At 34.4% G+C, this 14,678-nt stretch carries 19 protein-coding genes; 9 read left to right on the top strand and 10 right to left on the bottom strand.

Annotated features, from left to right (window positions below):
- Positions 1-211: 211 nt before the first annotated feature.
- Positions 212-448 carry a hypothetical protein gene (locus HHL20_RS00305; protein ID WP_169229228.1) on the top strand — a complete coding sequence of 79 codons (237 nt, stop codon included), beginning with the start codon at positions 212-214 and terminating at the stop codon, positions 446-448.
- A 104-nt stretch (positions 449-552) separates the two neighbouring features.
- On the opposite strand, the gene HHL20_RS00300 is transcribed toward HHL20_RS00305, so the two are convergent.
- From HHL20_RS00300 to ruvX, 7 genes are all read right to left on the bottom strand, one after another.
- Positions 553-1,320: an HNH endonuclease gene (locus HHL20_RS00300; protein ID WP_169229227.1), complete on the bottom strand. Its 768-nt coding sequence runs from the start codon at positions 1,318-1,320 to the stop codon at positions 553-555.
- 193 nt (positions 1,321-1,513) lie between these two features.
- Positions 1,514-1,828 (bottom strand): hypothetical protein, encoded by a 315-nt coding sequence (locus HHL20_RS00295; RefSeq protein WP_169229226.1) that lies wholly within the window; start codon positions 1,826-1,828, stop codon positions 1,514-1,516.
- On the bottom strand, positions 1,821-2,180 hold the full coding sequence (locus tag HHL20_RS00290; RefSeq protein WP_169229225.1) for a DUF6864 domain-containing function: 360 nt from the start codon (positions 2,178-2,180) through the stop codon (positions 1,821-1,823). The genes HHL20_RS00295 and HHL20_RS00290 overlap by 8 nt, the downstream gene beginning before the upstream one ends.
- Before the next feature lie 225 nt (positions 2,181-2,405).
- Entirely contained in the window at positions 2,406-3,428 is a 1,023-nt protein-coding gene (locus HHL20_RS00285) for a S1 family peptidase (RefSeq protein ID WP_169229224.1), read from the bottom strand.
- Positions 3,429-3,793: 365 nt separating this feature from the next.
- Entirely contained in the window at positions 3,794-4,357 is a 564-nt protein-coding gene (locus HHL20_RS00280; RefSeq protein ID WP_169229223.1) for a DUF5606 family protein, read from the bottom strand.
- 101 nt (positions 4,358-4,458) lie between these two features.
- Entirely contained in the window at positions 4,459-5,031 is a 573-nt protein-coding gene (gene def, locus HHL20_RS00275; RefSeq protein ID WP_123852564.1) for a peptide deformylase, read from the bottom strand.
- Positions 5,028-5,444, bottom strand: a complete 417-nt coding sequence (gene ruvX / locus HHL20_RS00270) for a Holliday junction resolvase RuvX (RefSeq protein WP_169229222.1) — start codon at positions 5,442-5,444, stop codon at positions 5,028-5,030. Before ruvX ends, def begins: the two co-directional genes overlap by 4 nt.
- Positions 5,445-5,557: 113 nt before the next feature.
- On the opposite strand from ruvX, the gene HHL20_RS00265 reads away from it, so the two are divergent.
- Positions 5,558-6,037 (top strand): SixA phosphatase family protein, encoded by a 480-nt coding sequence (locus HHL20_RS00265; protein ID WP_169229221.1) that lies wholly within the window; start codon positions 5,558-5,560, stop codon positions 6,035-6,037.
- A gap of 486 nt (positions 6,038-6,523) precedes the next feature.
- Here the strand turns inward: HHL20_RS00265 and HHL20_RS00260 are convergent, their stop codons facing one another.
- Positions 6,524-8,068 carry a serine hydrolase gene (locus HHL20_RS00260; protein WP_169229220.1) on the bottom strand — a complete coding sequence of 515 codons (1,545 nt, stop codon included), beginning with the start codon at positions 8,066-8,068 and terminating at the stop codon, positions 6,524-6,526.
- Between the two features lie 361 nt (positions 8,069-8,429).
- On the opposite strand from HHL20_RS00260, the gene HHL20_RS00255 reads away from it, so the two are divergent.
- The 4 genes from HHL20_RS00255 (at position 8,430) to HHL20_RS00240 (ending at position 10,837) form a co-directional block, all read left to right on the top strand.
- A complete protein-coding gene (locus HHL20_RS00255; RefSeq protein ID WP_169229219.1) occupies positions 8,430-8,927 on the top strand; it encodes a metallophosphoesterase family protein in 498 nt (165 codons plus the stop codon).
- A gap of 33 nt (positions 8,928-8,960) precedes the next feature.
- The gene (locus HHL20_RS00250) at positions 8,961-9,455 is read left to right on the top strand and encodes a Smr/MutS family protein (RefSeq protein WP_169229218.1); all 495 of its coding nucleotides are present in this window, start codon (positions 8,961-8,963) and stop codon (positions 9,453-9,455) included.
- Positions 9,456-9,473: 18 nt separating this feature from the next.
- Positions 9,474-10,190, top strand: coding sequence for a DUF3822 family protein (locus HHL20_RS00245; RefSeq protein WP_169229217.1), 717 nt, complete (start codon positions 9,474-9,476; stop codon positions 10,188-10,190).
- Positions 10,191-10,252: 62 nt separating this feature from the next.
- Positions 10,253-10,837, top strand: coding sequence for an RsmD family RNA methyltransferase (locus HHL20_RS00240; protein WP_169229216.1), 585 nt, complete (start codon positions 10,253-10,255; stop codon positions 10,835-10,837).
- Positions 10,838-10,855: 18 nt separating this feature from the next.
- Here HHL20_RS00240 and HHL20_RS00235 read toward each other — a convergent pair whose 3' ends face one another.
- On the bottom strand, positions 10,856-11,212 hold the full coding sequence (locus tag HHL20_RS00235) for a winged helix-turn-helix transcriptional regulator (protein ID WP_169229215.1): 357 nt from the start codon (positions 11,210-11,212) through the stop codon (positions 10,856-10,858).
- Positions 11,213-11,291: 79 nt separating this feature from the next.
- On the opposite strand from HHL20_RS00235, the gene HHL20_RS00230 reads away from it, so the two are divergent.
- From HHL20_RS00230 to HHL20_RS00220, 3 genes are all read left to right on the top strand, one after another.
- Entirely contained in the window at positions 11,292-11,891 is a 600-nt protein-coding gene (locus tag HHL20_RS00230; RefSeq protein WP_169229214.1) for a nitroreductase family protein, read from the top strand.
- 80 nt (positions 11,892-11,971) lie between these two features.
- Positions 11,972-12,874: a hypothetical protein gene (locus HHL20_RS00225; RefSeq protein WP_169229213.1), complete on the top strand. Its 903-nt coding sequence runs from the start codon at positions 11,972-11,974 to the stop codon at positions 12,872-12,874.
- A gap of 118 nt (positions 12,875-12,992) precedes the next feature.
- On the top strand, positions 12,993-13,664 hold the full coding sequence (locus tag HHL20_RS00220; RefSeq protein WP_169229212.1) for a GLPGLI family protein: 672 nt from the start codon (positions 12,993-12,995) through the stop codon (positions 13,662-13,664).
- 52 nt (positions 13,665-13,716) lie between these two features.
- On the opposite strand, the gene murI is transcribed toward HHL20_RS00220, so the two are convergent.
- Positions 13,717-14,547, bottom strand: a complete 831-nt coding sequence (gene murI, locus HHL20_RS00215; RefSeq protein ID WP_169229211.1) for a glutamate racemase — start codon at positions 14,545-14,547, stop codon at positions 13,717-13,719.
- Positions 14,548-14,678 lie beyond the last annotated feature (131 nt).

Genomic DNA, 14,678 nt, shown 5'->3' with positions numbered 1-14,678 from the left:
GCGCTTTAACTTATTTATCGCAAAGCAAAACAAAGGATCTTGACCTTTTGAAAGGTATACAAAAAATTTTCTCTTCTTAAGCATACCGGAGCCGGCCTGTCTCTGGGGCAGGCCATTACCGGATGTTACCGGATTTGATTTTGAATTTATAAATCATGTAAGAAAAATCCGTACAACCAAGAAACTTAGCGCAGAGCAGTTAAGTCTAAAAATGTGTGTAGCAAAAAGTTTCGTAAATAATGTAGAATCCTATACACAGCGTCATAAATATTCTACCCGCCACATTTCGTTGCTGGCAAAAGCTTTCGGCTTTAAAAATATTTCCGAACTGATGGACTTCCCTACTCCGCAACATGACCGCATAAAAGTTACCGTGAAACAGATTTATAATGAAAGCGGAACGAAGGTGATGGAAAGTGAGGTGGTGGGGATTGAGGGGATGGAATAGAACTCATGACGCGAACAAGAATAATAAATGGTTTTTAATGTAGAATATTAAGCATCATTTCAGATATAAATTCTATCTAATTTTGAGATTTATATTTATACAGTTTATAATCCATCATTAAAGAGATTATATCTAAAATCTAAATCTTCCATTCTATGAATTTGTACTAAAGTTGATAAAATCATACTATTTTTATTTTTCATCACGACTTCTGCATTATATTTATTGATATGTAGATCCTGCATAAATGCATTGGTATGAAGCAGGTAGCTATATCCTCCATAATAAAACTCATACAATCTATATTTTCTATGTAGTTCCAAATCTGACTCCGTAAAGTGAAGTTTAGGATTATCCAACTGCTCTTGATCAATAAGTAAAATAGGATATCGAGGCCTTAAGTAATATAAGGGCACATCATTTAAATTATATCGTGAAAACTCCCTGATAAAATTAAATTCGTCAGAATGAGAATCTCCACAGATTCTTTCTCTTTCTTCTAAGAATATTTTATATATACCTCGCTTGAAACTCCTAGCAAAATTTTCTTGAAATTTGCTTTGAAGTTTATACTTCATTTTGATATTAATCTGTCTTCGTTGCAGATTCACTTTAAAATATTCTGAGCTGAACCTTTTGTAAGAAGAAATATTTTTACTATCTGAAATTAAAAATCTTGAAAGATTAAAGATCTCCTTGACTGCCAAATCAACAGATGGCTGAAAGCTTTGTTTTTTCCCAAACTCAAAGTTGCAGGAGTCGCATACATTTAGGCAGATGTTTTTGCCTCCTAATGATTGAGGAAAAGTATGTGCTAAGGTATTAAAATTTACATCATTATCATTTCGGCTACACCAAATACATTTTTTCATTTCATCATAATTTAATTATGCAATCAACAAAATTAAGTTCCGTGCTTTAAAGATTAAACACTTACAAATCGTTTTTGAGATTATATTATCTTGTAATAGTAATTGCACCCAAACATTCAACAAACAATTTAATAAAAGTGGATACAAGTACTAATAATTTATACCAAATTCAAGTTTTCCTAAATAAATTGAATTATTTTTTTGCGCGTTTATCACCAAATAAATAACCTATCGACAATGTTATCAATGGCGTTATGATAGCCCAAAAATCTTTTATGGACAAATTTAAATCTTCGCTTTTGACCTGAGAAGTTGAAATTGTATAAATTATACCTACTAAGATTAAACATATTACTGTTAAGCCAGCAATATTATTTGGAGCATTCAAAGAGTTCCCCCAAATCTTTCCTAGCCAGCCTTGATCAATTGCTTTAGCAGCAGCTTCACTTTGTGATTCAATCACCTGCTTTGCAAGTTCTTTATCTTTTGGTAGAGTAACATTATTCATTGCCTGTTGATTCTCTGCGGTACCACGTATAATTCAAAACTTTCCTATCATTGCCATATATTGAGACATAAAAGTTCAAATATATATTTCGGCCATCAAGATGTCCTAAGAGTAACGGTTCAGCATTTCCTCCTCCAAGAGTTTCTGCAAAATTTATTAATAATATTAACATACAGGTTTCATCTAGTATTTTAAAGTCCATCCTGTCGCTTTTATCTTCGACATCTGTGACAAATTTGAGTCTATATTTTAAATTTTCAGCAAAATCAAAATTTATAGTTTCATCATCAAACGCGATTACTGTTCCTGAGGAAATAATATCAAAATTATTAATACCTGTTGTTATTTTCATGATTATTTTTCAAAAGAAATTAGTGAAAAGTTAATTAAAGTAAATATAATAAAAAGTAAAGTTATTGTTTTGAGATCAATTATAACAACACATGCATTTTATAGGTGTTATTATATTTATGGTAATAAAGCTCAAATCTAGCATTTTGCAAAAGTTTGAGTGAATAACAACAGTTTAGCTTTGCAGTTTCCTCCCGCTATTCCAAGACTTATAAGCTTAGGCATTTTATTGATAATTTTCAAATATTATAGGAAAAGAGTTATCAAGTTCAGATAAAATCTGAATAATACTCGTTGAAGCAATCGCATTATAAAAGGGAATTGAATTATTATCTTTAAAACCTGCTTTATCAGCGGACACAGATTCTGCTGAATTTGCATATTGAGTTACAATTCCAACGATGTAACCTTTATTAGAAATTACAGGGCCTCCGCTATTACCTGGTCGAACAGTTGACGAAATTGTTATACAATCACAATTCCCCCAATCTTTACTTAATGCATTAATTTCTCCTTTTTGTGATATTAGTGGAGCTTCTCGCATTCCTCTTAATGGTGGATATCCCATTGTTATTGTATTGTCTAACACATATGGTAATCCAAAATATGGAAAAACCGAAATGTTTATGTCGTTTTTTAATTTTACTATCCCTATATCATGTTTTTCATGATACTTGTGGTCAATTATTTCTAATTCTGTTTCACCAGAAAAGCATTTGTATTTTAGCAAATCTGTCAAATTGTGTCGACAAGTTAATATTGTATTTTTATTTATCAAAATACCAGAGCCAGTTCCAGATATATTATTTTGATATTCTCCCTCAAACCGTATTATAAAAGGTTTATATTTTTGCATTAGATATTCTTCACCTAAAATATTCCCAAGCCAAAAAATATTAGTGCTTTGAATTTTAGTTAATTCAAATTGAGCATAATAGCAATGATTCAATGGTGGAGATCCTGTAACAGAATCTCCTGCTCTTACGAAAAAACCATTATTGATAAACTTTTGAATTAATACATCTAAATGACGCACATATTTGTAAGAATCAATTTCTGTTTTTATTTTTAAATATCTCAGAAAATCGCCAAAAGTTAATGGTCTAATAGTTTTTTCATCAGCTTTAATTTCAAGCAAAGCACAGTTTTCTCTATAACTTAAGGGTGAAAAAAAGTTGCACATTTCAAGTGCAAATATTTCTTGTTCTGCAATTGTTAAAGGCCTTAATATACTGTATCTATCTTCCATAAGATCGTTTTTAAAAATTATTTAGTTATATAATCATATAACCAATATTTAAATAAATAACTAGCAATTACTTTATATGCATCAAACATTCAGCAATTTACCATCTAATTAAAATTTAATTGGCAATATACAGAAATTCAAAAGCATTGTTCTGATATTAACAAATTGTGGGGTGCCATAATTTATAACAAGTATGGTTGATATTTTATAGCAATCAATTCACAAATGTAATAATAAGAAATATTTCATATTTACGGCAATCCGTATTTACACTGAATTAATAATAGAATATTCTTCATTTCATCACAAAAACAAAAAACCTCATCAAATCTGATGAGGTTCATATTTTAAGTAAGATAAATCAATTATCCCTGTTTTCTGTGCGTGCTTTTCGGAGCTGCTTTGGCTGCAGAAGTGGCTTTTACTTTTGGAGCGGCTGGCTTTTCAGCTTTTGGAGCAGCTTTTTTAGGCGCTTCTTTTTCTACGTTTACTTCTTCCGTTGCCGGTTCGCCTTCCAGTGTTTCAGGCTCTGCTTTTACGAAGCTTTCCGGAGTGATGTATCCTGCTTTATGAAGGATGTTGTACCACTGTGCCAGTTTCTTGATATCGGAAGCATATACTCTTTCGGTATCGTAATTAGGAAGAGAAGCCGTCATGAATTCTTTCAGTTCAGCATCAGATGCTTTGTGGTGAATGGCTTCCTTGTAGTCATAGTTTTTGGCAATATTTTCAAAAACTTCGAACAAAGGAACTTCTTTATCAAAAGTGAACATCGCAATATTATCCAACAGGCTCACCTGGCTGGAATTCCCAATGCTAACTTTTTTCTTCGTAGTAACATCTTCAATGATAAATCCGTTTCTTAACTGAGAAACTAATTTGTAAAGTCCTGGTTTTCCTGAAATTGAAATTATTTTTTCTAACAGCATAATTTTATTTTTTGTAAATTCTGCAATCGGCTGTTCCACTTCGGCAAGCTTAGTGTGACAGCTTTTTTGCGCTTTCTTATTTTCTTTATTTTTAATGTAAACTATTTTGGAAATCTCATTTTGTAACCGATGCTTACGTCGCCCTGGGTAATTTTGGTCAGTTTTCCTTTTACCAGCTTCTTTTTCAGGGCGCTGAGGTGGTCTGTAAACAAAATCCCTTCAATGTGATCGTATTCATGCTGAATTACGCGGGCTCTAATATCGGAAAAAGTTTCTGTATGTTTTACAAAATTTTCGTCATAATATTCGATCACGATCGTGCCTTTTCTCTTCACATCTTCTCTCACATCCGGAATAGACAGGCATCCTTCGTTGAATTTCCACTCTTCCCCGGATTCTTCAAGAATTTTAGCATTGATGAACACTTTTTTGAATTCTGCCAGCTCATCTTTGATGTCCTCATAATCTTCATCTTCCGCCAAAGGACTTACATCAATGACAAACAGACGGATATCCAGCCCGATCTGCGGGGCAGCCAACCCAATTCCGTTGGCGCTGTACATGGTCTCGAACATGTTCTCAATCAGTTCCTGCAGGTTGGGATAGTCTTTATCAATATCCTTTCCTACTTTTCTCAATACGGGGTCACCAAAGGCTCTTATCGGTAAAATCATCTTGTTCTTTGTTCTAAAAAATTCTGCAATATGATGGTTGCACTTACTTTATCTATTAATCCTTTCTGCTGTCTCTGTTTTTTACTTTTCCCGCTTTGGGAGATAAAAAAAGAAGCCATCTTGGATGTAAATCTTTCGTCGAAGCGGCTGACTTTCACGGCTGGAAATTCTTTTTTAAAAATTTCGATAAACTGCAGAATGTCGGTTTCCACTTCGGAGATATTTCCTTTCAGATCTACGGGAAGCCCGATCACGACTTCATCTACTTTATTTTCGCCGAAATATTTCTTTAAAAATTCAGTAAGAAGCGGCGTCGATACGGTATCCAAACCGCTTGCAATGATCTGCATATCATCGGTGGCTGCAATTCCGCAGCGAGCCTTTCCGTAGTCTATTGCAAGGATTTGTCCCATAGGTTTGCAAATTTAGTAAATTTTAATGATTTTATTCTAAACACATTTTTTTTATAAATCATGTTTTTATTCCGCTAATTTTTTTATAATTTTAATTTTCTAAAAACGAAAATATGAAGAAACTCATTCTTGTAAGACATGCGAAGAGCGACTGGCCGGAAGAAACGGAAGACTTCGACAGACCATTGGCAGACAAGGGGTTGGAAGAAGCGATGCATATGTCCCGGTTTATGAAAAATAATAATGTGGCGATCGATTACTTCGTGTCGAGCCCGGCGGTGCGTGCACTGAATACCTGCAAAATTTTCAACCAGTCCTACAACATCAATATTACAACGAATGAGAAGCTTTATAACCCTTCAGAAAGCAATTTTGAATCTGTGATCTATGATCTTGATGATAATGTAAATTCCGTAGCGTTTTTCTCGCACAACAACGGGATTTCCAATTTCGCGAATTCTATTTCCGAAGACATCTTCCACTTCCCGACCTGCGGCGTTGCGGGTTTTGAAATCGACTGCAATTCGTGGTCGGAATTTGATGGTGCTAAAAAGCGACTGATGTTTTTCTACGATCCGGGGAAAATAAAATGAAACGATCCGGTGGCTTCGAGTGCCTCAGCCACCGGATCGTTTCAATTCTAAAAACTCATGTGTTCTAAAATATGCGCAAAGCTTTATCCTTTAATCTAATGTGACTCATGTGTTTAAAAAGCTTTTGCACTTTTGTGATTAAAATCTCCCACAGATTTCACAGAGACATTAACACATCAGTCACAGAAGAATTTTTTAAAATATCGAAAATATTTCAGAGCACATTAGAAAAAAAATCAAAGATTTTTTAAAGCTTATGTGTTCTAAAATAGACACAAAGCTTTATCCTTTAATCTAATGTGACTTATGTGCTTAAGAGCTTTTGTGACTTTTGTGGTTAAATAAAAAGTTCAAACAAATTAACCAATAATTTTCGGCTAAAGCCTTTTTTCTACATTCAAAACAAAAGACGGGCTTCCTTCGACAAGCTCAGGATGACATTGCCCGTCCCTATTGATAACCATCCCCTGAATGATTTTTTATTAATTATTTTCGTCTCAGATCCAGATCATCAAAGTCAAAACTGAAATCCGTAACATCGGAAATCGGTTTTAACCTCGCCGACTGTGCTTTTCCTGTTTCATCGTAATCAAAAATAATATAAGCATCGGCATCGTAGCTTCTGTCGTCCCATTTGATGATGAAAGAATTATTGGAATACGGAAGCAGCTCCCCTTTTAATCTTGGAGAACTTTTGCAGGAAATTCTGTAGGCATTTCCCTGCTGCGCAATTTCCACATCGCCGAACCATTGATCATGATAAGTCCCGGTAAACTGCTCTACTTTTGGCTGAAGGTTTTTATCTTTCCTGAAAGCTTCCGATTTGGCAAACGCTTCTTTTTTCTGTTGGTTAAAACTTTCTTCCATTTTCTTCATCCTTTCGCCGTAGGTTTTCAGCCAGTTTCTGTCGGCCATGCCTAGGTATGAATCTTTTACGGTATTGGTAATGGTATTAAAAGCCGCTCCGGATTGTTGGTTGGTCAATACTACGATTCCCAGCTTCATATCCGGAATTAAGGTAAACTGCGTCACCGTTCCGATCAATCCTCCCGTGTGCTGAATTTGCTTGTGGCCTTTCACATCACTTAAAAACCATCCCATTCCATATCCGTAGAAGCTGGTATCGTAAGGATTTTTAGCGGCAACTCCCGCCGGAATCTGCAGGCTCCACAGCTGTTGCACATTTTTGTCTGAAACTAATTTTTTACCGTCTTTCGTGGTGAAATTATTCAATAGAAATTCAGCCCATGTGGTCATGTCTTTGATGTTGCTCATAATGCCTCCTGCTGCATTCGCCGTTTCGTTCCAGTCGTGAGGAACGGCGATGGCTTTTCCGTCAACAGGAGCATGGGCGTCGATCTTATTGGCAACGGCTTTTGCCCTGTTATAGCTCCCGAAACTGGAAGTCATCCCAACCGGCTTCATGATCCTCTGTTCGATAAATTCGGCCCAGCTTAATCCTGAAATCCTGTGGATCACTTCTCCGGCAACAATAAACATGATATTGTTATAATCTAATGTTGTTCTGAAAGGATTTTCAGGTTTTAAATATCTAACATTATGCACAATATCGTTTACCGTTAAATTTCCGCCTTCCGGAAAAAACATCAGATCTCCCTGTCCCAATCCTAATCCTGCTCTGTGCGTTACCAGATCTTTAATGGTAACATTCTGTGAAACATACGGATCGTACATCTGAAATTCCGGGATGTATTTTGAAACGTTGTCGTCCCAGTTCAATTTTCCTTCATCCGCTAAAATTGCCAGGGCTGTACAGGTAAAACCTTTGGAGTTGGAGGCAATCCCGACCAGCGTGTTGTCGTCCATCGGCTGTTTTGTCGTTAAAGAGCGTACACCAAATCCTTTTGAGTAAATAACTTTACCGTCTTTGATGATTCCGACTGACATTCCCGGTACATCAAAAGTTTTCAGGGTGTTCTGTACGAGCTCATCCAGTTTTTTCTCTTCAACCTGCGCATTGGCGAAGCCAACCGTGAGCATAAGAAGGAAAATAGAAAGTTTCTGCTTCATTTTTTTAATTTTTTCAAATGTAGTAAATAAAGCCGTTTACCATCTCCTGCGCTGAATCATTTTTATAAAGGTTGTTTAATTAACTTTACTTTTACCGCAAAAGATACAAAGCTTTATTATAAGATTTCGTTAGATAATGAAAAAGAATAAAGATCAAAGATTTTAAAACCCGTATGTTCTTTATATGGTAAGCATTAAATTAATCTTTGCGTTTTTGCTTTTAAATAAAATCTGAACATATTTACAGATTCTTCATTTCAGAATGCTTCGCAAAATTTTATTCAGAATGACCTCCTTATCTATTCAATGAAATGAAATAATTTAATTTTAAACTTATCTTTGTACAAAATTCAATGATTCAATGACAAAAATCCTTCTCCTTTCCGATTCCCATTCATACATTGATGAACGGATTTTAGAATATGCCGGTGAGGCTGATGAAATATGGCACGGCGGTGATTTCGGCAGCATGGAGGTGATTGAGCAATTGGAAAAACTAAAACCTTTAAAAGGTGTTTACGGAAATATTGACAACGCAAAAATACGGTCTGAATTTCCTGAAGTCAACCGTTTCTTTTGTGAAAATGTGGAAGTACTGATGATTCACATTGGCGGTTATCCGGGAAAATATACGCCACTGGCTAAACAGGAAATTGCTGAAAAAGCGCCTAAATTGTTTATTTCCGGGCACTCTCATATTTTAAAGGTCATGTATGATCAGAAAAACAGCCTGCTTCACCTGAATCCGGGAGCATGCGGAAAGCAAGGATGGCATAAGGTAAGAACCATGATGCGTTTTGTGATTGACGGTTCTGAAATCAAGGATCTGGAAGTTATTGAATTGGGACCGAAGGTTTAGAGTTCAGGGTTTAAAGTTTAGAGTTTAGAGTTTATGAAAATTGGTGATAAAGTTTCTGTGGTAGATGAAGATTTGAGCGGGGCTGTAACTTCGGTTAAAGGAAATATTGTTGTTTTTAAAGATGAGTATGGCTTCACCCATCAATATCCGAAAGAAAAATTGGTTCCGAAAAGTTCCGATTTATATGAAAATATCAAAATTGTAAAAAAACCGGAACCCAAGAAAAACATTTCGAAAAAGCATCAGAAAAATGCTTTGATTCTGGATCTGCACTTTCATAACCTGGTCAAAAACCCCAATGATTACGACAGTTTTGAAAGACTGTTCATTCAGAAGGAAAGATTACTCGAAACCTTGAATTTTTGCAGGAAAAACAATCTTAAAAGATTGGAAATCGTTCACGGAATCGGCGACGGCGTCCTGCAAAGAATGGTTTGGGATATTCTTGAAAGCCAGACCGGACTGGATTTTTACAATAAGGACATACTTCATCATCAATCGGGTGCTGTAATGGTAGAATTTCACTAAATTTGCAGGAATTGGACTATGAACATACTTAATTTACTTTTCACCAAAGACGGATTAACCTACCAGATTGCTAAAAACAAAAGCATCGTGGAAGAAAAATCCTATTTCAAAGATGAAGAATCTCCGGAAAATCTTATCACAGATAAGCTGGATGAAGTATTGATCAAACAGCGATTTGATGAAATTCATGTCATTTCCGCGCTTAATCATTTTACGCTGATGCCGGAAGGTTTTTCCGAGCATGAAGCCGGATTCGACCTGATTGCGTTTAACGCTCCCGTTGATAAGGAGAAAGAAGAGCTGATGCTGTCGATCAATGAGAAATTCAAGGTTCAGTTTTATTATACGTTTCCGAAGAATTTTTATAAAAAGATAAAGGAGCTGGCTTTGCCTGTGAACTTTAATTTTTCGGGAGAGAAGTTCCTCAATTCCATCCAAAACAAAAACAATAAAGAAATTCATATTAATCTTTATCATAATCAGTGTGAATTTTTTGCCATAGACCAGAAGAAAATTATTTTATACAATAACCTGGATGTCAATTCGGAGGTTGATTTTCTTTATTTCATCATGTTTACTTTAAGCAAGATCGGTTTCGGAATCAATGAAACCCATTTCTTTGCGTACGGAGAAACAACGGAAAATGAAACTTTTATTTCAGAGCTTCAGAAATTTGTAAAAAATTTGAAAATCGTATACGATAATATTCCCAATAAAAATTTTATTTTAAATTAGACTTGAAAATCAGGTTAAAGCTTATTTTCCTGACAGTTCTTATCGTCTAAAACCCAACAAATATGTACAGAATCATTTCAGGCAAGTGGAAAGCCAAGAAAATAGCAGCTCCGAGAAATTTTGATGTAAGACCTACTACGGACTTTGCGAAAGAGGCGCTTTTCAGTATTTTGGAAAACACCTACGATATGCAGTCGGTTTCCGTGCTCGATCTTTTTGCAGGCATCGGCTCCATCACGCTGGAATTTGCTTCGAGAGGATGTCAGGATATTACTTCCGTGGAAATGAACCCGAAACATACGGCGTTCATTAATGCGACTGCTGCTGAACTCGATATGTCTTTGCAGGTGAATGTTCAGCGAGGAGATGTATTCGACTGGCTGAAAAAATTCAGAAACAAAAAATCTTTTGAAATTGTATTTTCCGATGCGCCTTTCGAAATGGAAGAAAAAAAGTATCAGGAAATTATCTCGCTGGTTTTAAATAATAAATACCTGAAAGAAAACGGAATTCTTGTGGTAGAGCATCAAAGCAGAATGAAATTCAATCATCCGAATTTAGTGGATACCCGAAAATACGGCAACGTAAGCTTCAGCTTTTTTGAACCGAATAAAGAAGAGGTAACAGAAATACAGAATCAGGAATAATTTCCTGATTTTTTTGTTTTAAACGATCGTTACTTTCTCAGAAGTTACCACCGCACTTTCGCCCCATTTTGCAATCTCCTTTAAAACAGGAATCAGGGTTTTCCCAAAATCCGTTAAGGTATATTCTACCATTAAAGGCGGTTTTTCAGTGTACACTTTCCTGTTGATAATGTGGTCTTCTTCAAGCTGCTTGAGCTGAAGACTTAGGGTTCTTTCCGTAATGGTAGGAATCAGTTTCCTCAATTCGTTATATCGTTTGGCTCCGTCTACAAGGTGATACAGAATCACCGCTTTCCATTTTCCGCCGATAAATCTCATCGTAACCGTTGTACAGCAAGGATATTCTTTATTGTCGATTGAATACGTTTTTTTCATACTATCATTTTAGACCGTTATTGCAAATATATAAAACATACATTAGTTTTGCAACTATAAAAAATATAGTATAAAAATTATGAGCTTTTTAGAAAAAATGAAATCGAGATATACTGTGAAAAAGTATAATCCAGAAGTAAAGATCAGTGATGAACAAATCGCACAGCTTAAAGAGATTCTGCATTTAAGTCCGTCATCCATCAACAGCCAGCCCTGGAATTTTGTGTTTGTATCTGATCCGGAAACCAAACAACGGCTTGCAGAAGTTTCGTATTTTAACAAAGAAAAAGTGTTGGAATCCAGTCACGTTATTGTTTTCCGGGTTCTAAGGAGTCCTGAGGATTTCGAAAGACAGATTGAAGAAAACTTGCCGGAAGGATCCATTAATTATTATAAAACTTTTGTAAAACCTAAAGGTGAAGCTGAGATCAAAGCATGGATGAAACACCAGGTATATCTTTCTCTGGGTGTGCTGCTTGCGGCATGTGCAGAGATGGGAATTGATTCCACACCGATGGAAGGCATTGAAAACGATAAATATGATACTATTTTAGGCAGCGAAAAATACGTAAGTTTATTTGCCGTAACCATCGGCGAACGATCCGAAAGTGATAAAAACCAGCCAGTGCATACTCCGAAAAAAAGAATGGAAAGGCAAAACGTGATTTTGGAAATTTAGAATATATCAACAAAATTCGATTCACATAATTGGGATATAACAATATTTATTATATTTAAACGATCTTAATTAAATTGAAATTGACATTCACATATCGATATAGTAAAAGAATATTAATTACTCTTTTACTATTTTTATTTTTAAGGGTATTCAGCCAACAGATTACTATTGTCAACAATAATAGTGTTTCACTTCATATTAAATATAAAACTAACAGCATAAAGCTAAATTCTAAAGAAAAAAAAACATTATTAAATACAGAAATCAATTACTTAACAATTGAATACGATAATGGGAAAAATGAAAGCCAATTAATTCCTATTTTCCTTAATCCGGACGAGTCTTTAACCCTAAATGTCGGGAATGATAGATCAATCACTTTCAAAGGTGATAAGGACAGTCTACATAACCTCATCGTTAATCAACAACATTATATTTTATATAAGGAAATTGGCAAATATCAAAACATATATTCTACAAAGAAAAATACTCAGGAATTAATAAATTATTCTGAACTTGTTTTGATCAATTACCTTGATAAAATTAAAGCATTACATACCTCAGCAAATCCTAATAAAGAAGATAAGGCATATGAAAGAATACAAAAATATGCAATCAATGACTGGATTGCGTCCTTATACCTTATTCTAACAGGAACAAAAAAATTAGATCTTCAGACAAAAGAACTTATTTTATATTACTATAATAAATACATCAGAAAAGACGTTGACAATTATAACTGCAATTATAAAATACAATACGATATTATGAGTGATTTAGCAAAATATATCAATCAGATTAATATCTCACTTCCAAAATATCCTATTATTGAAAGTACTCAGAATGACGTTTTTAATCAGTACTTACCCAAAAGCTGTCAAAAATATTACTTTATCAATAATTACAATTATTTGCTCCATATAAACAGCCCTAAAAAAGAATATTATAAAACCGTTTTAAAAGAAAAATTTAAAGATGAATAAAATGCTGAACAAATTATCTTTTTTAATAGTTTTATTTTGCGGGATTTCTATGTGCTTCTCTCAAAAATATCATGTTTTATATAAAGTCAGTTTCCGGCCAAAAAAAGAGAATGCTGATATGAAGACAGAATATATGCGCCTGGAAACAATAGCTAAATCACAAAGTATTTTTTACAAAGATTCTATAAGTAATCTAAAACAAAAAGAAATACCCTACTTACGGTTTATCATCACGCAAAAGGACAATAATTACAGCTATTATGGAAAGTTTAATGATTTATATTATGTTTATAATGAACCTTTAGAAAGAAGCTGGAAAATAATCAATAAAACTTCGATGTATAATGATTATAAAGTTCAAGAAGCACAAATAGAAATAGATGGAAGAAAATGGATTGCACAGTTTGCACCGGAAATTCCAATTACCTCCGGACCTTACAAGTTTTCAGGTTTGCCCGGTCTTATTTTGAAAATATATTCGGAAGATGGAGATTACAGTTTTGAAATGGTAGAACTTACTAAATATTCTTCTGAAAGTTATCTTAGTCTTTTTCAAACAAGCAGATATACTAAATTAAAAAAGAAAAAAGTAGAAACGTTCATTGCTAATTTCTTAAAAGATCCGGGATCACAAAATTTTAAATTGGTGAATAGTTATGGAGATCAATTTGATTATAAATTCAGTGGTAAAAGGGATAATTCTTATAAAGACATGAATGAATACGTGAAAGGAGTTTTTGAAAAATATAATAATCCTATCGATAAAAAAATTTATATCCTGATTTTTTAAAAAGATAAATATAAAACCAAAGCTGTCTCACCTTGAAACAGCTTTTATTTTTTTATAATACTTTTAATTCCAGATCGATGGTTTTACCAAAGAATTTCTTTGAAATTTTCTCAAAGTTTTTGGTGAGATCCGAAAGGTAAAAATGATAGTTCGGATTCGGGTTCTGATCGTTCAGCAGATTATATTTATCCAGAATAATTTTCAGATGATTGGCTACGATATTCGGAGAATCAATCACGCGGACACGGTTTCCGTAATATTGCTTTATTTCATCAATTAACAAAGGGTAATGAGTGCAGCCTAAAATTAAGGTTTCAATATTTTTCAGCTTACTGTTGCTGAGGTAATTATAAATGATCGCATGCGTAATCGGATGATTTTTAAAGCCTTCTTCAATAGCAGGGACTAATAGCGGTGTTGCCAGTTCATCCACTTTAATCCACTTATTATGCTTCCTGATACTTTTCTTATAAAGGCCCGAATTCACCGTAGCTTTTGTAGCAATGACTCCCACATTATTGTGAATTTCATAGGAAACCTTTTCTGCAACAGGATTAATCACGTCAATTACCGGAACTTTTCCCGCAACTGACTGCATAACTTCATTCAGAGCATTTGCAGTGGCGGTATTGCAGGCAATTACGATCGCTTTGCAGTTCTGCTCCAGCAAAAAATTAGTGATCTTCGTAGAATATTCAATGATGGCTTCCCTGGATTTTTCACCGTAAGGAAGGTGTTTGGTATCACCAAAATAGATCAGGTCTTCATGCGGAAGAAGTCTTTTAATTTCTTTGGCAACCGTTAACCCTCCCACTCCGCTGTCAAAAATGCCTATGGGCTGCTTTGGTGAAAGATGCGAATAATCTTGCTTTTTCGTTTTCAAAATTGAGCTGAAATTTTATACAAAAATAGTGAAATTGTCTTATAATATACTACTCTTTAAAGAGATGCTTCCACATGCTCAGGATGTCATCTAATACTATTTGATTCAATATCTTTAAGACAGACAGTAGA

This window comes from Chryseobacterium cheonjiense (assembly GCF_012927265.1).
In the GTDB taxonomy this organism is placed as follows: Bacteria; Bacteroidota; Bacteroidia; order Flavobacteriales; family Weeksellaceae; genus Chryseobacterium; species Chryseobacterium cheonjiense.
The sequence above is the reverse complement of the archived record's forward strand: the minus strand, read 5'-3'. Positions and strand labels throughout refer to the sequence as shown.